This window comes from Mesorhizobium sp. M2D.F.Ca.ET.226.01.1.1 (assembly GCF_004022705.2).
Classification (GTDB): Bacteria; Pseudomonadota; Alphaproteobacteria; order Rhizobiales; family Rhizobiaceae; genus Mesorhizobium.
Genome location: NZ_RZOY02000003.1, coordinates 300924 through 320524, shown reverse-complemented (window position 1 = coordinate 320524; position 19601 = coordinate 300924). Strand labels below are relative to the sequence as shown.

The window sequence follows — 19601 nt, the reverse complement described above, 5'->3', positions numbered from 1 at the left end:
CCGCAGATCAAGCCGGCTTGGTGGCGTGGTTAAGCCGATCCGGCCATGCCGCCGAGGAATTCGACCAGCCGGTCGCGGTCGGCGGTCAGGCCCTTGTAGTCGAGCTGTTGCTGGTCAAGGGCCAGGAGCTGCTGCGCGAACGAGGCCGCCAGCGCTGCCCGGTCCGGATGCGCATCAAGCGCTTTGAGCGGATCGAGGTGGATGCGGATGGTGAAGAGGATGTCGCGCGACACAGGTAGCTTGCGCAGCGTCTGGCGTTCGACGCGGATGAACGCATGGGCGTTGACGTCGCCGTCGGGGAAGCGGCTCGGGCGGTTCGTGGCGCGGTCGACACGCTCGATGTTGGAGAGCGGATGATAGAGCCTGTCATCCGCCTGGATCGACCAGTTGAAGCGCTCGACTGCCTGGCCCTGCAGCCCGTCGAACATGCGATTGATGAGCTCGGCCGGTCGCGTGCCGGGTCCGAAGCCGGGCACGGGTTCGTGGATGTGTTGCAGCGGCTTGCCGAATTTTTCCTGCAGCGACCAGGACGAGGGAAAGCACAGCGAGCCGGCGGCAAGCCGCCAGCCGCGCTCGTCGCGGCGCATCAGGATCAGGTCTTCCTGCACGAGCAGCGAGGCCCTTGCGAGCGGTGCCTCGCGCAGGGCAGGGGGCAGCCTGTCGGTTGTGTTTCCAAGGCCGGCGACCTCGACGTCAGAGCCTGCACCGCGATGGGTGTGCGGATGGTTCGCCGCAAGATGCGCAACGAGCAGGTCCAGCACCTCGCGCTGAGCGTCGCGGGTGCCGCCTTCCTCGACGAAGACCTTTTCCGGCATTTCCGCATAGAGCCGTTCCTTCTCGGCCAGATGTGGCAGGAGAAATTCATCGACCTCGATCCAGCGGTCGAATTCGAGCGGCTTCAGCCCGATGGTGAAGAGTTTCGAGGACCCGTCATAGGGCGTGTGGGTCGGCTGGCGAACGGTCATGCCTGTTTGGGTGTTATCCAGGTTCAGTCTCCAGCCCGGTCAGCCAAGCCGCGCCGGGATCAGTCCGCGCAGCGAGTTGCCGACGAAGATCGCCTTCGCCGCCTTCAGATCGTCGAAGCTGTAGATCGCTTCCACGGCGCGGCCTTCGTCCAGAAGCGCGCCGCGCAATATTCCAGGCAGCAGGCCGCAGTCGAGGCGGGGCGTGGCGAGCGGGCCTTCGCCGAAATCGGCAAAGAGGTTGGTGATCGTGCCCTCGCAGAGCTCGCCGCGCTCGTTGGCCAAAAGTACTTCGTCGGCGCGGGTCGCGAGATATTCCGCGCGCGCATGCTGGTAAGTCTCGCGACGGCTTGTCTTATGGCGCAGCAGCATGTTGCCTGAATCGAGGCGGATGCGCGCCAGCTGAAGCCGCCAGATCTTGTCCGCGGGCAGCGGTTCGTAGGCTTGAGCGGCGGCTGTCGCCTCGCCATTGCGCTGCAGGGCAAGGCGCACGCGCAAGGCAGTCCCGTGTCCGCTGACGGTGCCGGAAAGCACTTCGCCGATCCACGCGGGATCGCAGGCAAAGCCCAGTTCGGCGGCGGACGCATAAAGCCTGGCAAGGTGCCGCTCGAAGCGCAGGAAGCCGGAGCCCGGCTCCCAGCGCATGGTCTCGATCAGCTCGAAGCCGGCACCGTTCCCGTCGCGAAGCGCGCTTTCAGCAGACACTCCTTATACTCCTCCTCGGCGGTGGAATCGAAGACGACGCCGCCGCCGACATTGTAGACGGCCTCGCCATTGGCAAAGAGCGAGATGGTGCGGATCGCCACTGAAAAGCGCATCCTGCCGCCCGGCGCGATCCAGCCGATGGCGCCGCAATAGACGTCGCGCGGTGCGTCCTCCAGCTCACGCAGAATTTCCATGGCGCGGATTTTCGGCGCGCCGGTGATCGAGCCGCAGGGAAACAGCGCGGCGAAGACCTGGCGGATGCCGATGTCGGGCAGGAGCTTCGCCCGCACGCGGCTCACCATCTGGTGCACGGTCGGATAGGACTCGACGCGGAACAGTTCCGGCACGTCCAGCGTGCCAACCTCGCTGATCAGCGAGATGTCGTTGCGCAACAGGTCGACGATCATCCGGTTCTCAGCCTGGTTCTTCTCGTCGTTGCGCAGGAAAGCCTTCAGCCGCGCGTCCTCGGCCTTGGTCGCGCCGCGCGGCGCGGTGCCCTTCATCGGGTGCGTTTCGATCATGCCCTCGGCATCGATCTCGAAGAACAATTCGGGCGAGCGCGACAGGACGATCGGATCGCCGAGTGAGACCAGCGCGCCATATTTCACCGGCTGGCGTCCGGTCAGCGCGTCGAAGGCGGCGAGCGGATCGCCAGACCATTGCGCCTGGACCGGGAATGTGAGGTTGCCCTGATAGCAATCGCCCTTGCGGATGTGATCGTGAAGGCGCGCGAAACGGCCGGCATAGTCCTCGGCCGACCATGTCGCCCTGGCATCGAAGATCGGACCGTTGCTGGCAAGCCCTGCATTTTGCGGCACCGCCTCTTCGAGCGGCTCGTCGAAGACCCCAAGACAAACCAGCGGCGCGCGGCGGCCTTCGGGCAGCAGCGGCACCAGCTTAGGCTCGAGCAGGTAGCCGGCCTCGTAGGAGAAATAACCGGCCAGCCATTTGCCGGCGTCGGAGGCGACCTGAGCTCGCTCGAGCGCCGGCAGGAACTCCTCCGCAGTGCGCGCGAGAATGATCTCGTGCGGGCGGTCGAACACCAGCTGACGCGCGCTCTCGTCGTTGCGGAAAATGGCTGCGGGCAGGGACATGAGCCTTGAAAGCGGACAATTCAGTCGATCGCTCTATATGGGGGGCCGGCGAGGTGCAATCGAGAGAGCGGCGTCGGGCGGCGCAAAGGCGGTCGTGGCCCAAAAACAAAGATGGCGCCCGTGGGGACGCCGCCTTGCCGCCAACCAGCTTGGTTGCTCAGGTGTTGCTTGCGGTTCCAGCCGTCGGAAACTGCCTGGCAAACTCCGCTTCGTCACCTGCAGCCAGCAATTTTGCCTGCTCGATCCATTTCTCGCGCGCGATGCGGCCGTCGAAATTGAGCACCTCTTCGATGCGCTTGACGTCGGCATCGGTCCAGGCGGCGATCTGCGCGTAGGTGGTGACGCCCTGGGCCTTGAGCAGCTTTTCATTGACCGGACCGATGCCGATGAGGCGGCGCAGATTGTCGGCCCTGCCTGTCGCTGCCTTCGGCGCCGCAGCCTTCTTTGCCGCAGGGGCTGCCGCCTTCTTGGGCGCGGCGGCCCTGGCCGCCGGCTTCGCCGCAGCCGCGGTCTTTGCTGGCGCCGGCTTCTTTGCAGCGGCCGGCTTCGCGGGCGCCGCCTTTGTCGCAGCTGCCGGGGTCGACATCAGCGCCGCCGGCGCCGGCGTGGCGGCCTTGTCGGCGCCAGCTTTGGCGGTCGGCGTGTTGCGTAGCCGGCTTTCGAGATCGGCGCGGGCGCGGCCGCAGGCATCGAGCTCGGCCTTCAACTGATCGGTACCGGCGCGCAGCCTGTCGCGCTCGCTTCGCGTGCGGTCGAGGTCGCCACGCAGACTGTCGAGCTCGCCGCGCAGGCGGCCCCAGATGAACCAGCCAACCAGGATACCCACAACGAACGCCAGGAGCATGTAGAAGAAAGTGCTCATTTCACTCTCCAGTCCGATCTGTCGGCCGAGGCCCGGAAAGGCGAGCTTGCCGAGGATCGTCAAGGTTCCGTGGTCGGAACCGCCGGCTTCAATCGAGCCATCGGCGTTCGGTCTTGTCCGGACCGACGGCCATCATCGCATCCGCCGTGGCGCCGCGACCGGCCATCTCTGGCCTGCGCGATGCGTCCGGCTGAGCTTGGGGCCGGACGCTATCATATGGCTTGTCGAAAGCTAGTTGGAAAATGCGCCGGAGAGTTATTCAAGAACCGCTATTTAGGGCAAGAATAGAGCCTTGCTAATATGCATTCCGGCTAAATTATTGAGGCCGATGCTCGCGCTGTTACTGCCGTCACTTGTCGAGCGCCTCCAACTCGTCGATCAGCGAGCCGATCACGCCGAGGCCGATCTGCCAGAAAGCGGGATCGGTGGCATCGAGGCCGAAGGGCGCCAGTAGCTCGGAGTGGTGCTTCGTGCCACCGGCTCGCAGCATCTCGAAATACTTCTCCTGGAAGCCGCGCTCGGCATTCTGATAGACGGCGTAGAGCGAGTTCACCAGGCAGTCGCCGAAGGCATAGGCATAGACGTAGAAGGGCGAGTGGATGAAGTGCGGGATGTAGGTCCAGAAGACCTCGTAGCCCTCGCGCAGCCTGATCGCCGGCCCCAGGCTCTCGGCCTGCACCTCCAGCCAGAATTCGCCGAGCCTGTCAGAGGTCAACTCGCCATTCCTGCGCTCGGCATGCACCTTGCGCTCGAACTCGTAGAAGGCGATCTGGCGCACGACCGTGTTGATCATGTCCTCGACCTTCTGGGCGAGCATGGCCCTGCGCTCGCGTTTGTCGCCGGTCTGCTCCAGCAGCGAGCGGAAGGTCAGCATCTCGCCGAAGACTGATGCTGTCTCGGCCAAAGTCAGCGGCGTCGAGGCCATCAGCGCGCCCTGGCCGGCGGCCAGCACCTGGTGCACGCCATGGCCGAGCTCATGCGCCAGCGTCATCACATCGCGCGGCTTGCCCATATAGTTGAGCAGCACGTAAGGATGCGCCGAAGGCACGGTCGGATGGGCGAAGGCGCCGGGCGATTTCCCCGGCCGCACCGGCGCATCGATCCATCTGCGATCGAAAAAGCCGCGCGCGATTTCGGCCATGTCCGGCGAGAAGCGCTGATAGGCGGAGAGCACCGTGTCCCTGGCGTCGTCCCAAGGGATCACCGCCTGCGGCGTCTCCGGCAGCGGCGCGTTGCGGTCCCAGTGGTTCATCACCTCCAGGCCGAGCCAGCGCGCCTTCATCGCGTAGTAGCGGTGGGACAGCCGCGGATAGGCCTCGCGCACGGCCGCGGCCAGCGCGTCGACCACGCCGCGCTCGACGCGGTTGGCGAGGTGGCGCGAGTCGGCGATATCCTGGAAGCCACGCCAGCGGTCGGAGATTTCCTTGTCCTTGGCGAGCGTGTTGGTGATGAGCGTGAAGGTGCGCAGGTTCTTGCGGAAGGTCGAAGCCAGCGCCTCGGAGGCCCGGCGGCGCACTTCGCCATCCGAATCCTGTAACCGGTTAAGCGCCGGCTCCAGCGTCAGCTCCTCGCCGTCGATGTCGAAGCGCAGGTCGGTCATCGTCTCGTCGAACAGGCGGTTCCAGGCGCCGCGCCCGGTTACCGACTTTTCGTGGAATAGCTGCTCGACCCGGTCCTCCAACTGATACGGCTTGTCCTTCCTGAGGTCGAGCACCCAAGGCCGGTAGTGGCCGAAGGCCTTGTCGGCGGCAATCGCGCTCTCGATCGCCGCGTCGTCGATCAGGTTGAGCTCGAGCGCGAAGAACAGAAGATGGGCGCTCGCATCCGTCATCTTTTCCTGGACGTCGCCATAGAGCTTGGCGCGCTGCGGATCGGCGGTGTTGCCGGCATAGACGAGGCCGGCATAGGAGACGATGCGGCCGATCAGTTCCTCGAGCGCCTCATAGGCTTGCAGCGCTTCGCCAAGCCGGCCGGCGGCGCCGCGCCCGGCTTCCGCGGCCAGCGTGCCCTTCCAGCGGGTTTCGAAGGCGACAGCGTCGCTGGCGGCCTTGGCGATGTCGCGCTTCAACTCCGGCGCTTCCATGCCGGAATAGAGGTCGGCGAGATTCCACTCCGGCAGGTCGCCAAGCTCCGCCGCGCCCTGTCCGGACGACGCCGCAAGCCGCTGACCAAACATCATGCGCATCAACGATACCTTTTTTGAACCAAGGGGCCAGAATCAAAGGGAAAGGAAAAGCCGGTCAAATCCTAAGGAATTCGTTCACCGGGTTTTTTGAAACCTTATTTAGAACCCTGTGCCAAGATGATCCATGGGGATTTTCTCGGGCGGACAACTCAAACAGTCATGACAGGTTCCATACTCATAGTCGATGACGATCCGGTGCAGCGCCGGCTGGTCGAGGCCGCGTTGACAAAGTTCGGCCACACAGCGATCGTCACCGACAGCGGCAATGCCGGCCTCGAGGTGCTCGACGGACCGAATGCCCGCGAGGTCTCGGTCGTCATTCTCGATCTTGTCATGCCGGGCCTCGACGGGATCGGCGTGCTGAAGGCGATGCGCGAGCGCGCCATCAACGTCCCCGTCATCGTGCAGACGGCTCAAGGCGGCATCGAGACCGTCGTCTCGGCGATGCGGCACGGCGCCTTCGACTTCGTCGTCAAGCCGGCCTCGCCCGACAGGCTGCAGACCGCGATCTCCAACGCGCTCAAGGTCGAGGCCGTCGAGGACGAGATGAAGCGCGCGTCACGGCGGCGCGGCGGCGGTCATCTCACCTTCAAGGACATGATCGCGCGCAGCCCGGCAATGGACCGGGTCATACGCCTCGGCCAGAAAGCGGCCGTCTCCAACATCCCGATCCTGATCGAGGGCGAGTCAGGCGTCGGCAAGGAATTGGTGGCGCGCGCCATCCAGGGCGGCGGCGACCGGCGCTCAAAACCCTTCGTCACCGTCAATTGCGGCGCCATTCCCGACAATCTGGTCGAATCGATCCTGTTCGGTCATGAGAAGGGCTCGTTTACCGGCGCCACCGAGAAGCATACCGGCAAATTCGTCGAGGCGAATTCCGGCACGTTGTTCCTCGACGAGATCGGCGACCTGCCGCTCGATGTTCAGGTCAAGCTGCTGCGCGCGGTCCAGGAGGGCGAGGTCGATCCGGTCGGCGGCCGCTCGACCATGAAGGTCGATATAAGGCTGATCTCGGCCACGCATCGGAACCTTCTGCAGCAGGTCAAGGACGGCAAGTTCCGCGAGGACCTGTTCTACCGGCTGAACGTCTATCCAATCTTCGTACCGCCGCTGCGCGACCGCCGCGACGACATTCCCTACCTGGTCCGGCATTTCATGGAAAAGGTCGCCCCGGCTGATCCGCGCCGCCGCCTTGCCGGCATATCGCCGTCAGCGCTTGCCATGCTGCAGGCTTATGACTGGCCGGGCAACATCCGGCAGCTCGAAAATGCGGTGTTCAGGGCCTCGGTACTGGCCGAGGGCGATGTTCTGACCGAAGAGGAATTCCCGCAAATCCGGGCGCAGGTGGAAGGAACGGTCAATCTCGAAGCCGGACCGGCATCCGCTACCGCCGAGACGATTGCGGATGTGTTTCCGCAGGCGGACGAGACCGTTGCTCATGCAACAGGGCCCGCCTCATCCGAAGGTGAGGCGCCAGCCACGTTGCAGCCGCGTTTCGGCACGCTTCGGGCGCTCGATGAGCGCGGCAATGTGCGGGCGCTGGCCGACGTCGAGCTCGAGATGATCAAGCTCGCGATCGATCATTACAACGGTCAGATGAGCGAGGTCGCCCGCCGATTGGGCATAGGCCGCTCGACGCTCTACCGCAAGTTGAAGGAATATGGCATTGATCCTGAAGCGGGTCGAGTTGACCGGCTCGCCTCCTGATTGGCAAGGCTCGAACCAGCCTGCCCGCGTAAAATCCGAGTCAAAATGTCGCTTTTGAACTGAAAATCCAAGGTTTTCAGCGGTTAGGGTTGCGGCGGATCACGCATTAACGCTAACGGTAACAGATCGTGTTCTGGCCGGGGCCGGATTCTTGATCTAAACCAGCGGTTTACCACGAAATGCTGTGCATCATTTTTGACGGGATATCGCCACGGTGTTACCGCATTTCGGCTTCAATAAACGATGATTAACCATTAGGATCGATATTCGGATGTGAAAGCGACACATCCGTTTGGTCAAGTCCGGGGACAAACGGCAGCCTGCAAGGCCATTTGATTTGAACAAAGTCGAACGACACAAAAACGGGCGGCATTTTCACATGAGCGTCTGGCCGAGGTGGCTGACGTTTGTGATTTTGGCCGTCGGCTTTCTGTCCGCGGCGATGTCAGGCGCCAGGGCGGAAGTTCGCACGCTCAAGCTCTATCACCTGCACACGCATGAAAAGGCCGAGATCGTCTATAAGCGCAATGGTCGCTACGATCCGGAAGGCCTGCGCAAGATCAATATCATCCTGCGCGACTGGCGCCGCAACGAGCCGACGAAGATGGACCCGCGGCTCCTCGACCTCGTCTGGGAAGCTTATCGCGAAGCCGGCGCGACCGATTACATCCAGGTCGTCTGCGGTTACCGCTCGCCGTCGACCAACGCGATGCTGCGTTCGCGCAGCCGCGGTGTCGCCGAGAAAAGCCAGCACATGCTTGGCAAGGCGATGGACTTCTACATCCCCGGCGTGCCGCTGAAGAAGCTGCGCAACATCGGCCTCAAGATGCAGGGCGGCGGCGTCGGCTATTATCCCACCTCCGGCTCGCCCTTCGTCCACATGGACGTCGGCAATGTGCGCCACTGGCCGGGCATCAGCCGTCAGGAACTGGTCAGCCTGTTCCCCAATGGCAAGACGCTGCATGTGCCGAGCGACGGCCGCCCGCTGCCTGGCTATGAGCAGGCTCTGGCCGCTTATCAGGCGCGCAAGGGGGCCGGCACGCCCAATATCGAGCTCGCCAGTGCCGGCGGCTCGACCAAGCGGTCCGGCGGCCTGTTTGCCTGGTTCCGTGGCGGCGGGGCCGACGAGGCCGACGACGACGCCGATGAAAGCGCTCCGGCGCCGCAGCAGAAGGCCGTGACGCAGGTCCAGGTCGCCAGCGCCGCCACGGCCCGCAACAGCAACCTTCCAGGCATCGCGATCGTTTCGCCGAAGGATGCCAAGCGCGCCAACGTCCCGCAGGTCGCGGATGACAGCGCCGACGATTCGGAGCCGCAGCAGGATACGCCCGAGACGATCATCGCCGCGCTGCCGCCCAAGGAAGTCCCACTGCCCGATTTCGCGCCGCGGCCGAAGGTCGATGTCGGCAAGCAGGCGCCGCAGAACGTGCCGTTCGCCATGGCCGATGCCTCGGCGACGACGGAGCAGGCGGTTTCGACGGCGCAGGCACCCGTGCCGGACAAGGTGCCCTTCGGCACAGCCAGCGCGACGGACGCCGCGAACGCCGATCCGGCGCAGGTGGCGGTCAACAATATTCCGCTGCCGACTTGGCGTCCCGACCGCTCGACGCCGGCCGAACTGGCGTCGAAGGATAAGAACGTGCTTCTGGCGCTGGCCGAAACCGCTTCGCAGGACAAGAGCGCGACGGACGCGTTCTCCGTGCTGCCGACCGCCCGGCCACAGCCCGGCAAGCAGGACGAGGTCAAGGCCGTTCTCGAACAAGCCAATGCAACCGTCGAGGCCGGCGGCGCCGGCGCCGAATACCAGCTTGCGTCGTTGACGCAACCGGAACCGCGCTCGGCTTTCAACGACCCGGCGGGCGTCGATGCGGCCTCGCCGCGGCAGGCCATCGCCGCGCTTCCGGCAGGCGCCGATCCGGCACAGGCGATCGGCGGCGGCGTGAAGACGACGCCCAAGGAGTCCAGGGCATCCGCCCACGATCTGAAACCGGGACCGAAGGCCATGGTGGTGGCGACGCCGCCGCAGGCCGCGCGCTGGGCACTGGGCAGCGGCGTCAACATCGCTTCGGTCTCCGACCCGACGACAGCGCCGCGCTATGCCTATAACATCGTGCATACGCCGCCGAGCGAGGTGTATACAGCGGGCTTCCAAACGGATGGCGAGATGCAAGATGCCAGCCGCTTCAGCGGCAACGCGGTCAAGTTCCTGTCGGTCGCCCGTTTCCAGACGAAATAGCGATCCTGCCTGAGACCAAAGCCGCGTTGGACGACGATGCGGCTTTTTATTTTTCGTTCGCGAAGGCCTATTTGACCGGTCGGTTTTCCCGCTTCGTCTAATGGTAGGACAGCGCCCTTTGAAGGCGTGAATCGTGGTTCGAATCCATGAGCGGGAACCAAGGACGGCGCAAGCCGTTTCAGTCGACTTCCAGCGCAGCCGCTTCGCCCCTGGCGAGCAGCCGTGCGGCATCACGCGCGGGCGGCAAGCCGAACTGGCGCGCATATTCCCGACTGAACTGGGAGGCGCTTTCATAGCCGACGCTGAAGGCGACCTGTGCGGCGTTGCCGGGCTGCGCGATCAGCAGATGGCGCGCCTCCAAGAGGCGAAGTTGCTTCTGATACTGGATCGGGCTCATCGCCGTCGCCGCCTTGAAGTGGCGATGAAAGGCGGCGTTGCTCATATGCGAGAGTTCGGCCAGTCGCGACACATTGATCGGCTCGTTGTAATGCGCGCGAATCCACGCGGTGGCGCGGCGGATCTGCGACAGACGGCCGTCGGCGCGCGCCAGCTGACGCAGCTTTTCGCCTTGCGGGCCCTGCAACAGGCGGAACGCGATCTCGCGTTCGAGCAGGGGCGCGAGAACCGGAATGTCGGCCGGCCGGTCGAGCAGCCGCAGCATCCGGCGCCAGGCATCGAGCAACTCGTCATCGACGTGGCTGGTCACGAAGCTGTCGCCATCGAATGCCGGTCCGTGATCGATAAGCAGGCCGGCGATCAGCTCGGTATCGATCGAGAAGGCGACGGCCATGTAAGGCTGCGCGACGCTCGCCTCGATCAGCTGGCTGGTGGCGGGTGTCTCGACAGCATAGACGAAATAGCTGCCGGCGCCGTAGGCAAGCGTGCGGTCGCCGATCAGAACCGTTTTGGTTCCCTGCAGCACGAACAGCGTGGTCGGCTGGCAAAGCTCGGGCAGCGGCGGTGTCGGAACCTCGCTGCGGCCGATCGTAACGCGCGCAATGGCCGTCTTCGTGCGCCGTCCGCGCGCATGGCGGCCGGCGATGGCGATCAATTCCTGAAGCGCTTCGTTCATCGTTTCAGCATTGCCGATCCATCGCGGCCAAGCAACCAAGCGAGGCGCTGACGCGCACCTGGGTGATGCGAGGACGCGCACCTGAGAGGATTAGGCAAGAGGCTGAGAGCTTTTGGCGCGCGACGCAAGGCCGTTGACGTCATCTCTAGGTCTCGAAGGAGACATGGACATGACGACGAGAAAGAACGCGCTGGTGACCGGCGCCAACAAGGGCATCGGCCGTGAGACCGCCCGGCGACTGGCGAAACTGGATTACAAGGTATGGCTGGGTGCTCGCGACGCAGAGCGTGGCGAGACCGCGGCTCATGAGTTGCGCGGCGAAGGGCTGGACATCGAGTGGCTCGCGCTCGACGTCGCCAGCGACGACAGCGTGGCGGCCGCGGCCAAGGTCCTGACGGCGCGTGTGTCCGGTCTCGATGCACTGGTCAACAATGCCGGCGTCGCCCTCGGCTATGTCGACGCGCTCGACGCGGACGGCCGCTACCAACGGTCGCCAAGCCAGGAGGACATCGCGGATATGAAGGCCACCTATGACGTCAACGTGTTCGGGCCGGTGCGGGTTACCCAGGCGTTCCTGCCGCTGCTCGTGGCAACGCCCTCTGCCTGCATCGTCATGGTGAGCAGCTATCTCGGATCGCTGGCGCGGGCGTCCGGCAACAGCCAGTCGCCCAATGTCATGGGCTATGGCAGCTCGAAGACCGCGCTCAATGCCATTACGCTCGCGTTCGCGCGGGAACTCGCGCCGCGCGGCATCATGATCAACGCAGCCGCTCCCGGCTACACCGCGACGGATCTCAACGCGCACAGAGGCGGCCGCACGGTGCAGCAGGCGGCCGAGATCATCGTGCGGCTGGCGACGCTGGAGCCAGGCGGGCCGACGGGCGGCTATTTCGATGAGAACGGCGCGCTGCCCTGGTGAAAGCGCTGGCTACTTTTTGAGCTGGCTCGCTTCGCGCGCCAGCGCTTCGATCTCGTTCCAATTGCCGGCCTTGATGAGATCGTCGGGCGCAACCCAGGAGCCGCCGACGCAGATAACGTTGGGCAGGCTCAGATAGTCGGCGGCATTTTTGGCTGTGATGCCGCCGGTCGGGCAGAATTTCACGTCGGCAAGCGGCGAGGCGAAAGCTTTCAGCGAAGCGATGCCGCCAGACTGCTCGGCCGGGAAGAATTTCAGGAAGCGCAGGCCGGCCTCGCGCGCGGCCATGATCTCGCCGGGCGTGATGGCGCCGGGCAGCAGCGGCACGGGGCTGTCCTTGGCCGCGTCGAGAAGCTGGCTGGTGATGCCAGGGCTGACGATGAACTTCGCGCCGGCGCTTGCCGCTTCGTCGAACTGCCTGGCGTCGAGAATGGTGCCGGCGCCGACAATTGCCTCCTCGACCTCGGCGGCGACGCGGCGGATCGCTTCCAGTGCGTCGGCCGTGCGCAGCGTGATCTCGATGGCCCGCAAACCGCCACCCGACAAAGCGCGGGCAAGCGGTACGGCGTCCGCGACATTGGCGATCTTGAGCACCGGGATAACCGGCTGACCATTGAGAAGCGACAGAAGCTTTTCGGTCTTGCTGGTCATGTGCTGGTCTCCATTTCTTTGCTTTAAACCGATTAGCAGAAGGGTTCGCTCAAGTCCACGAAGCCCGGCGTGTCGCGATGCCGCGCTGCGGATGATGCACCGCCTGAACTTCCTTTGCCTTGAAACCGCTTTGACCACGGTCTAGTGGCATGGCCATGACGACAAAGGAAATTCAGCCCATCCGCGTCGCGGCGCTCTACAAATTCGCGCGGCTCGACGACTACGAGGCCTTGCGCATGCCGCTCGCCGCCTTCTGCTGCCGGCGCGGCATCAAGGGCACGCTGCTTCTCGCGCATGAAGGCATCAACGGCACCGTCGCCGGCAGCGAGGAGGCGATCGCCGGGCTGATGGATCATCTCCAGGCCATCGAAGGCCTTGCCGGACTGGAAGTCAAATACAGCAGCGCCACAGAGATGCCATTCCACCGCATGAAGGTGCGGTTGAAGCGCGAGATCGTCACCATGGGTGTCGAGGATATCGATCCGGCAACCAGCGCCGGCACCTATGTCGCGCCGGCCGACTGGAACGCGCTGATCTCGGATGCCGGCACCGTCGTCATCGACACGCGCAACGCCTATGAAGTCTCGCTCGGCACCTTCAAGGGCGCGGTCGATCCCAAGACCACCAGCTTCCGCGAGTTCCCGGCCTGGGTGGAAGAGCACCGTGAAGAGCTCGAAGGCCGCAAGGTGGCGATGTTCTGCACCGGCGGCATTCGCTGCGAGAAGGCCACGGCCTATGTGAAGTTGCTCGGCCTGAAAGACGTTTTCCATCTCAAGGGCGGCATCCTGAAATATCTGGAGGACGTGCCGGCCGAGGAGAGCCTGTGGCAAGGCGAATGTTTTGTGTTCGACGAGCGCGTATCCGTCTCGCATGGGCTAGCGGAGGGTGAAGCGGAGCTCTGCCGCGCCTGCCGGCATCCGCTGACCGTCGAGGACCGGCTGTCGCCGAAATTCACCGCCGGCGTCTCATGTCCGCATTGTCTTGAAACGCGCTCCGACGAGGATCGAGAGCGCTACGCCGAACGCCATCGCCAAGTGGAACTGGCGCAAGCGCGGGGCGGCAAGCGCCATGTCGGCAGCTAGAGCGGCCTGCGACCGAATAGCCGCGTCGTCATTGTAATGTCGGAGCGCGGGGCCTACGTCTTGCCGGTCCGAAACCCTGCCCGGGCGTATTCGGCCGGGCCAATTCTGGAGGCATTGATGCTCGATCCCAAGAAGCTGCTCGACGACCTTCTCGGCTCGCAAATCCCTGGGACCGGCTCGACCGTGCGCGACAAGGCGGGGCAGGCGGTGCAGATGGCGAAGGACAATCCGCTTGCCGCCGGCGCGCTTGCCGCCGTGCTGCTTGGCACCGGCACCGGCCGGCAGGTGACGGGCGCGGCCATCAAGCTCGGCGGCCTGGCGGCGATCGGCGGCCTCGCTTACAAGGCCTACCAGAATTACAAGGCCGGCAACGCGCCGGCGCAGGCGCCCGCGTCCGGCGAGCCTGAACTGCTCCCGCCGCCGGCCGATACTGCTTTCGATCCCGCGCAGGCGCCGCAGGGCGAGGCCGAGTTCACGCTGACGCTGGTCCGGGCGATGATCTCTGCGGCGAAGGCCGACGGCCATGTCGACGACGAAGAGCGCAAGAAGATCGCCGACAAGCTCAAGCTCGCCGGTATCGGTGCGGAAGCGGAAAAATTCCTGCTTGCCGAGCTCGATAGACCGCTCGATCTCGACACGCTGGTCGCCGACGCCAAGACGGACGCGCAGAAGCTCGAGCTCTACACCGCCTCGCGTCTGACCATCGATCCCGACACGCGTGCCGAGCGCGGCTATCTCGACCTGCTGGCCGGCCGGCTCGGCTTGCCGGACGCCTTGGTCGATCATGTCGAGGCGACGGTTTCAGCGGCGAAGGTGCCGGCCGGGAGCGCGCCCGGTTCGCCGTGGTGAATAGGCATTGGTAAACGCCATCCGGCGACGCCTTGCCGGTCGTTAGTCTCTCGTTAACCCAGCAAGCGCATCATTCTAATCAGTCGGACCGGCTTTTCCTCCTCCCAAGCGCGGTTCAGATCGGGGCGGTCGCCAATGACCGCCCTTTTTGTTGGCCCCTTTCTTTATCGCCAACAGCGGCTTGCCTTGATCCCTGGCATTTGCGATGCCACGTCTTTCCGAGCATGACCGGGAGGACGACGATGACCGCCATAGCTGAGAAGACCGCCATCGTTACTGGAGCCGGCACCGGCATCGGCAAGAGCGTCGCCACGGCGCTGCTCCAGGCAGGCTGGAACACGGTGTTCTGCGGTCGCCGCAAGACAGTGCTGGAAGAGGCGATCGCCGAGGCGGGAAAGACGCAGGCCAAGGCATTGGCCATCGCCTGCGACATCAGCAAGCCTGCCGAGGTCGACGACATGTTCGAGACCGTGCTCGCGGCGTTCGGACGAGTCGACCTGCTCTTCAACAATGCCGGCATGGGTTACAAGTCGACGCTGATCGACGAGATCCCGGTCGAAGTCTGGAACGATGTCGTCGGCGTCAACCTCACCGGCTCGTTCCTGTGCGCCCGCGCGGCCTTCGGCGCCATGCGCCGGCAAAAGCCGATGGGCGGCCGCATCATCAACAACGGCTCGGTGTCGGCCTATGCGCCGCGGCCGGGCTCCGTGCCCTATACAGCGACCAAGCATGCGATCACCGGACTGACCAAGACGCTGGCGCTCGACGGCCGCCCTTATGACATCGCCTGCGGCCAGATCGACATCGGCAACGCGCTGACCGAGATGGCGCAGCCGATGACGGTGGGCGTGCCGCAGGCGAATGGCTCGATCGCCGCCGAAGCGGTGATGGATGTGCAGCGCGTCGCCGACGCGGTGCTGCATATGGCCAGCCTGCCGCTCGATGCCAACGTGCTGTTCATGACGGTGATGGCGACGAAGATGCCGTTCGTCGGGCGCGGATAAGCGCCTGACGGGTCACTTGGTCAAGAACGCCTCGATGCGTTCCAGCGCGCGCAGGATGTTTTCCTCGGAATTGGCGTAGGAGAGCCGGATATAGCCTTCGCCGAGCACGCCGAAATCGGGGCCGCCGATGAGCGCGACGCCGGCATCCTCCAACAGCGCGGAGGCAAGCTTCTTTGCCTTCCAGCCGGTCTTCGACACGTTGGGGAAGGCGTAGAAGGCGCCCTTCGGCGTGATGCAGGAGATGCCGGGGAGCGCGTTCAGCCCTTCGACCACGATCTTGCGGCGGTTGTCGAAGGCACGCATCATCTTCTCGACATCGTCCTGCGGGCCATCGATCGCGGCGATCCCGGCAAACTGGCTGGGCGCGTTGACGCAGGACCAGCAATTCACCGCCAGCTTGCGCACCTTGTCATAGAGATGGGCGCCCTTGTCGCCGTTTGGCCAGATCGACCAGCCCATGCGCCAGCCGGTCATGGCCCAGGTCTTCGACCAGCCATTGAGCACGATCAGACGGTCGCGGATCTCGGGAAAGTTCAGCAGCGAGCAGTGCGTCTCGCCGTCATAGGTCATGACGTCGTAGATCTCGTCGGACATGATGGCGACCTGCGGGTGCTTCTCCAGTCCATTGACCAGCTTCTCGATTTCGGCGCGCGGCGTGACGCCACCGGTCGGATTGGCGGGCGAGTTGAGGATCAGCAGCCTGGTCTTCGGCGTGATCAGCGCCAGCGTCTCGTCGGCCGAGAAGGCAAAGCCGTTCTCCTCGCGCATCGGCACCGGCACCGGCGTGGCGCCGGTGAACTCGATCATTGAGCGATAGATCGGAAAGCCGGGATCGGGATAGAGGATCTCCGTGCCTGCCTCGCCGAACATCAGGATCGCGCAGAACATGGTCGGCTTGCCGCCGGGCAGGATCATCACATTCTCGGGCGAGACCTCGACGCCGGTGGTGGTGAGCGTGCGGCGCACGACAGCTTCGCGGGTGGCCAAGAGGCCGTTTGCCGGCGTGTAGCCATGGTGTCCGTCGCGCAGCGCCTTGATCGCCGCCTCGACGATGTGCTGCGGCGTCTTGAAGTCGGGCTGGCCGATGCCGAGGTTGACGATATCGCGGCCCTGATGGGCAAGCGCGGTGGCCCTGGCCAGCACCGCAAAGGCATTTTCCTCGCCGAGACGGTCGAAGGCCGCGATCGTGTGGAGCATTTTTCCCGTCCCTGTGGTTCTTTCTGTGAGCGAGCGTTTTTGTGACCGTCCGCTGGGAAAAGTCAACGGATTGGAGTTGGCCGGTGTCGGAAGATCTGAAGAATTGGCAGCCGCGCCCGCGGCCGGAACGCAAGGCGATCGAGGGACGCACCGTCAGGCTCGAGCCGTTGAGCGCGGCAAAGCATGGCGATGGGCTCTACGAAGCATCGTCGGTTTCCGATGTCGGCGGACGTTTCGCCTGGCTGCCCGATTATCCGCCGGAAACCCGCGCCGCTTTCCAACCCTGGCTCGACAAGGCGGAAGCCAGCGAGGATCCGTTGTTCTTCACCGTCATCGACAAGGCGAGCGGCAAGATCGCCGGTCGCCAGACGCTGATGCGCATCGACGCCAATAACGGCGTCGGCGAAATCGGCAACATCTATTGGGGTCCGCTGATCTCGCGCAAGCCGGCGGCGACCGAGGCGCAGTTTCTGTTTGCGAAATATCTCTTCGACGATCTCGGCTACCGCCGCTACGAGTGGAAATGCAACAACCGCAACGAACCCTCGAAACGCGCCGCCGAGCGCTTCGGCTTCAAGTTCGAAGGCATCTTCCGCCAGCACCTTGTGGTCAAGGGTGAAAACCGCGACACGGCGTGGTATTCGATCATCGACAAGGAGTGGCCGGCCTTGCGCAAAGCCTATGAGGCTTGGCTCGATCCGGCGAATTTCGATAGCGAAGGCGGCCAGAAACGGCGGCTTGAGGAATTTCGCGCCGAGTTTGGCGCGTAGACCATGATTCCGAAAAGTGGGAACCGGTTTTCGGATAAGATCACGGTCAGCAAATAGGAGTTTGGCGATGGCGCACGCTTCGCATGATCACGGCTCGGCCGGTCATAGCCATGGTGCCGGCCATGTGCATGGCTCGACCGACAAGAAGCGGGTGCTGATCGCGACCTGCCTGACCGCGGGCTTCATGGTCGCTGAGGCGCTGGGCGGCTGGCTGACCGGTTCGCTGGCGCTGGTCGCCGATGCCGGCCACATGCTGGCCGATGCGATCGCGCTCGGCCTTGCCTGGTATGCCTTCCACCTGACAGGGCGTCCCGCCACCGGCCGCCTCACCTATGGCTTCGCCCGGGTGAAGACGCTGGTCGCCTACACCAACGGCATCGCCATCTTCGTCATCGCGCTGTGGATCGTCTACGAAGCCTGGGGACGGCTGATGGCGCCCGCGCCCGTGCTGGGCGGACCAATGCTGGTGGTGGCGGTGGCAGGCCTGCTGGTCAACATCGCTTCCTTCTTCGTGCTGCATGGCGGCGATCGCGAGAGCCTCAACATGCGCGGCGCCATCCTGCATGTGCTAGGCGACCTGCTGGGCTCCGCCGCGGCGATCGTCGCCGCCGTCATCATCATCGCCACGGGCTGGACGCCGATCGATCCGATCCTGTCGGTGCTGGTGTCGTTGCTCATCCTGTCGACGGCATGGTCGCTGATGCGCGAGGCCGCGCACGTGCTGCTCGAAGGCGTCCCGGCAAGCCTCGACCGCGACCTGATCGCCAAGGACCTGGCAGGCTCGGTCAAGGGTGTGCGCGAGGTGCACCACATGCATGTCTGGTCGCTCGACGGCACCTCCAACATGGCGACGTTGCATGCCTGCCTGAACGACGGCGTGGATGCGTTTGTGGCGGTAAGTGCCATCAAGAAACGGCTTGCCGCCAAGCACGGCATCGATCATGCCACGGTCGAGCCCGAGTTCGGCCAGTGCGCCGACAGCCATGACGAGCACGACCACCGTCACGATCACGGCCATGCGCATGGCGCGCCTGCCGACCGCCGGCACTATCATTGACCGCGCCGTGATGACCACGCTGAGCAGCCTCGGAGCGAGGAACGATTGCTGATGGATCGTGACACTCGCAAAGCGGCGATCGCCGCGGCCGTGATACTGCTCGTGTTCGGTCTCGCCGCCTATTTCCTGCCGGCCGTCATGCTGGCGGTGGGCAAGGTCTCGACGGTCCTGGCGGCCATCGTCGCCGTGATCTTCGTGCTCGGGCTGTTCGTCGTCCTGTGGCTGCGCGGACGCAGCCAACGCAAGAAAGGTCTCTGAAGATGAGGATACTGATCACGGGCGCGGCCGGCATGGTCGGCCGCAAGCTTATCGCGCGGCTGGCCAGGGATGGTGCCTTGCGCGGGCGCAAGATAACGGCGCTCGACCTGCACGACATCGTGCCGCCGCAGGCGCCGGCGCTCGCCGGTGTCGATGTCGCGATCCACACCGGCGATCTTGCCGCGCCCGGCGCCATGGCGGCCCTCGTGGCTCCGCGCCCGGACGTGATCTTCCATCTCGCCGGCATCGTGTCGGGGGAGGCGGAGGCCAATTTCGATCTCGGCTACCGGGTCAATCTCGACGGCACGCGTGCCTTGTTCGATGCGGTGCGGCTGGGGGCATTTTCGCCGCGCCTGGTCTTCACCTCGTCGATCGCCGTGTTCGGCGCGCCGTTTCCCGACGTCATCCCGGACGAGTTCCATCCGACGCCGCTCACCTCCTACGGCACGCAGAAGCAGATGAGCGAAGCGCTGCTTGCCGACTATACGCGGCGCGGCTTCTTCGACGGCATCGGTATCCGGCTGCCGACGATCTGCGTTCGCCCCGGCAAGCCGAACAAGGCGGCGTCCAGCTTCTTCTCCGGCATCATCCGCGAGCCGCTCGCCGGGCAGGAGGCGGTCCTGCCGGTGCCGCGCTCGGTTCTGCACACCCATGCCAGCCCGCGCTCGGCGGTGGGCTTCCTAATCCATGCGGCCGAGATCGACGGCGATAAGGTCGGACCACGCCGCAACCTCACCATGCCTGGCGTCGCCGTCACCGTCGGCGAGCAGATCGAGGCGCTGGAGCGCATCGCCGGCGCTCAGGTCGCGAAGCGGATCCGCGAGCAGCCTGACGAGACGATCTGGGCGATCGTCAAAGGCTGGCCGACGCGTTTCGAGGCGAGGCGGGCGAGGGAGCTAGGCTTCAAAGCTGAAAGCAGCTTCGACGAGATCATCCGCGCGCATATCGAGGATGAGCTCGATGGGAAGATAGCGTAACGGCCATCCAGCGTCTG

The 19601-nt window shown here is 64.7% G+C and carries 18 protein-coding genes and 1 tRNA gene; 11 read left to right on the top strand and 8 right to left on the bottom strand.

What is annotated here, in order from left to right; genetic code table 11:
• Window positions 1-29: 29 nt before the first annotated feature.
• From EN869_RS08980 to EN869_RS08960, 5 genes are all read right to left on the bottom strand, one after another.
• Window positions 30-965 carry a DUF3445 domain-containing protein gene (locus EN869_RS08980; protein WP_127225699.1) on the bottom strand — a complete coding sequence of 312 codons (936 nt, stop codon included), beginning with the start codon at window positions 963-965 and terminating at the stop codon, window positions 30-32.
• Between the two features lie 39 nt (window positions 966-1004).
• Window positions 1005-1667 carry an aminotransferase class IV family protein gene (locus EN869_RS08975; protein ID WP_127225700.1) on the bottom strand — a complete coding sequence of 221 codons (663 nt, stop codon included), beginning with the start codon at window positions 1665-1667 and terminating at the stop codon, window positions 1005-1007.
• Window positions 1616-2761, bottom strand: coding sequence for an aminodeoxychorismate synthase component I (locus EN869_RS08970; RefSeq protein ID WP_127225701.1), 1146 nt, complete (start codon window positions 2759-2761; stop codon window positions 1616-1618). The genes EN869_RS08975 and EN869_RS08970 overlap by 52 nt, the downstream gene beginning before the upstream one ends.
• A gap of 157 nt (window positions 2762-2918) precedes the next feature.
• Complete coding sequence (locus EN869_RS08965; RefSeq protein WP_127225702.1) at window positions 2919-3623, bottom strand: proton-conducting membrane transporter; 705 nt, start codon at window positions 3621-3623, stop codon at window positions 2919-2921.
• Between the two features lie 349 nt (window positions 3624-3972).
• On the bottom strand, window positions 3973-5808 hold the full coding sequence (locus EN869_RS08960) for a M3 family oligoendopeptidase (protein WP_167498476.1): 1836 nt from the start codon (window positions 5806-5808) through the stop codon (window positions 3973-3975).
• A gap of 159 nt (window positions 5809-5967) precedes the next feature.
• Here EN869_RS08960 and EN869_RS08955 point away from each other — a divergent pair, with 159 nt between their 5' ends.
• The 3 genes from EN869_RS08955 (at window position 5968) to EN869_RS08945 (ending at window position 9911) form a co-directional block, all read left to right on the top strand.
• Window positions 5968-7515, top strand: coding sequence for a sigma-54 dependent transcriptional regulator (locus tag EN869_RS08955; protein WP_127225703.1), 1548 nt, complete (start codon window positions 5968-5970; stop codon window positions 7513-7515).
• A gap of 379 nt (window positions 7516-7894) precedes the next feature.
• Entirely contained in the window at window positions 7895-9751 is a 1857-nt protein-coding gene (locus EN869_RS08950) for a DUF882 domain-containing protein (protein ID WP_127225704.1), read from the top strand.
• 86 nt (window positions 9752-9837) lie between these two features.
• Window positions 9838-9911: transfer RNA gene (locus tag EN869_RS08945), tRNA-Gln, on the top strand.
• A gap of 18 nt (window positions 9912-9929) precedes the next feature.
• On the opposite strand, the gene EN869_RS08940 is transcribed toward EN869_RS08945, so the two are convergent.
• The gene (locus EN869_RS08940; RefSeq protein WP_127225705.1) at window positions 9930-10823 is read right to left on the bottom strand and encodes an AraC family transcriptional regulator; all 894 of its coding nucleotides are present in this window, start codon (window positions 10821-10823) and stop codon (window positions 9930-9932) included.
• A 169-nt stretch (window positions 10824-10992) separates the two neighbouring features.
• Between EN869_RS08940 and EN869_RS08935 the strand changes: the two genes are divergently transcribed.
• Entirely contained in the window at window positions 10993-11742 is a 750-nt protein-coding gene (locus tag EN869_RS08935; RefSeq protein WP_127225706.1) for an SDR family NAD(P)-dependent oxidoreductase, read from the top strand.
• Between the two features lie 9 nt (window positions 11743-11751).
• Here the strand turns inward: EN869_RS08935 and EN869_RS08930 are convergent, their stop codons facing one another.
• Entirely contained in the window at window positions 11752-12390 is a 639-nt protein-coding gene (locus tag EN869_RS08930; RefSeq protein ID WP_127225707.1) for a 2-dehydro-3-deoxy-phosphogluconate aldolase, read from the bottom strand.
• Between the two features lie 149 nt (window positions 12391-12539).
• On the opposite strand from EN869_RS08930, the gene EN869_RS08925 reads away from it, so the two are divergent.
• The 3 genes from EN869_RS08925 to EN869_RS08915 all read left to right on the top strand — a co-directional run bounded on the left by EN869_RS08925 (window position 12540) and on the right by EN869_RS08915 (window position 15325).
• Window positions 12540-13472 carry a rhodanese-related sulfurtransferase gene (locus tag EN869_RS08925; protein ID WP_167498477.1) on the top strand — a complete coding sequence of 311 codons (933 nt, stop codon included), beginning with the start codon at window positions 12540-12542 and terminating at the stop codon, window positions 13470-13472.
• Between the two features lie 117 nt (window positions 13473-13589).
• Window positions 13590-14321, top strand: coding sequence for a tellurite resistance TerB family protein (locus EN869_RS08920; protein WP_127225708.1), 732 nt, complete (start codon window positions 13590-13592; stop codon window positions 14319-14321).
• A gap of 242 nt (window positions 14322-14563) precedes the next feature.
• Complete coding sequence (locus EN869_RS08915) at window positions 14564-15325, top strand: SDR family oxidoreductase (protein ID WP_127225709.1); 762 nt, start codon at window positions 14564-14566, stop codon at window positions 15323-15325.
• 12 nt (window positions 15326-15337) lie between these two features.
• Here EN869_RS08915 and EN869_RS08910 read toward each other — a convergent pair whose 3' ends face one another.
• Window positions 15338-16522, bottom strand: coding sequence for a pyridoxal phosphate-dependent aminotransferase (locus EN869_RS08910; protein WP_127225710.1), 1185 nt, complete (start codon window positions 16520-16522; stop codon window positions 15338-15340).
• Between the two features lie 83 nt (window positions 16523-16605).
• Between EN869_RS08910 and EN869_RS08905 the strand changes: the two genes are divergently transcribed.
• The 4 genes from EN869_RS08905 to denD all read left to right on the top strand — a co-directional run bounded on the left by EN869_RS08905 (window position 16606) and on the right by denD (window position 19584).
• The gene (locus EN869_RS08905; RefSeq protein ID WP_127225711.1) at window positions 16606-17292 is read left to right on the top strand and encodes a GNAT family protein; all 687 of its coding nucleotides are present in this window, start codon (window positions 16606-16608) and stop codon (window positions 17290-17292) included.
• A gap of 67 nt (window positions 17293-17359) precedes the next feature.
• Window positions 17360-18349: a cation diffusion facilitator family transporter gene (locus EN869_RS08900; RefSeq protein WP_127225712.1), complete on the top strand. Its 990-nt coding sequence runs from the start codon at window positions 17360-17362 to the stop codon at window positions 18347-18349.
• 51 nt (window positions 18350-18400) lie between these two features.
• The gene (locus EN869_RS08895; RefSeq protein ID WP_127225713.1) at window positions 18401-18607 is read left to right on the top strand and encodes a hypothetical protein; all 207 of its coding nucleotides are present in this window, start codon (window positions 18401-18403) and stop codon (window positions 18605-18607) included.
• 2 nt (window positions 18608-18609) lie between these two features.
• The gene (denD, locus tag EN869_RS08890) at window positions 18610-19584 is read left to right on the top strand and encodes a D-erythronate dehydrogenase (protein ID WP_127225714.1); all 975 of its coding nucleotides are present in this window, start codon (window positions 18610-18612) and stop codon (window positions 19582-19584) included.
• Window positions 19585-19601 lie beyond the last annotated feature (17 nt).

Coding starts and splice junctions, on each gene's coding strand:
- EN869_RS08980 (WP_127225699.1), bottom strand. CDS start 965: ATGACCGTTCGCCAGCCGACCCACACGCCCTATGACGGGTCCTCGAAA.
- EN869_RS08970 (WP_127225701.1), bottom strand. CDS start 2,761: ATGTCCCTGCCCGCAGCCATTTTCCGCAACGACGAGAGCGCGCGTCAG.
- EN869_RS08965 (WP_127225702.1), bottom strand. CDS start 3,623: ATGAGCACTTTCTTCTACATGCTCCTGGCGTTCGTTGTGGGTATCCTG.
- EN869_RS08960 (WP_167498476.1), bottom strand. CDS start 5,808: ATGCGCATGATGTTTGGTCAGCGGCTTGCGGCGTCGTCCGGACAGGGC.
- EN869_RS08955 (WP_127225703.1), top strand. CDS start 5,968: ATGACAGGTTCCATACTCATAGTCGATGACGATCCGGTGCAGCGCCGG.
- EN869_RS08950 (WP_127225704.1), top strand. CDS start 7,895: ATGAGCGTCTGGCCGAGGTGGCTGACGTTTGTGATTTTGGCCGTCGGC.
- EN869_RS08940 (WP_127225705.1), bottom strand. CDS start 10,823: ATGAACGAAGCGCTTCAGGAATTGATCGCCATCGCCGGCCGCCATGCG.
- EN869_RS08935 (WP_127225706.1), top strand. CDS start 10,993: ATGACGACGAGAAAGAACGCGCTGGTGACCGGCGCCAACAAGGGCATC.
- EN869_RS08930 (WP_127225707.1), bottom strand. CDS start 12,390: ATGACCAGCAAGACCGAAAAGCTTCTGTCGCTTCTCAATGGTCAGCCG.
- EN869_RS08925 (WP_167498477.1), top strand. CDS start 12,540: ATGGCCATGACGACAAAGGAAATTCAGCCCATCCGCGTCGCGGCGCTC.
- EN869_RS08920 (WP_127225708.1), top strand. CDS start 13,590: ATGCTCGATCCCAAGAAGCTGCTCGACGACCTTCTCGGCTCGCAAATC.
- EN869_RS08915 (WP_127225709.1), top strand. CDS start 14,564: ATGACCGCCATAGCTGAGAAGACCGCCATCGTTACTGGAGCCGGCACC.
- EN869_RS08910 (WP_127225710.1), bottom strand. CDS start 16,522: ATGCTCCACACGATCGCGGCCTTCGACCGTCTCGGCGAGGAAAATGCC.
- EN869_RS08900 (WP_127225712.1), top strand. CDS start 17,360: ATGGCGCACGCTTCGCATGATCACGGCTCGGCCGGTCATAGCCATGGT.
- EN869_RS08895 (WP_127225713.1), top strand. CDS start 18,401: ATGGATCGTGACACTCGCAAAGCGGCGATCGCCGCGGCCGTGATACTG.
- denD (WP_127225714.1), top strand. CDS start 18,610: ATGAGGATACTGATCACGGGCGCGGCCGGCATGGTCGGCCGCAAGCTT.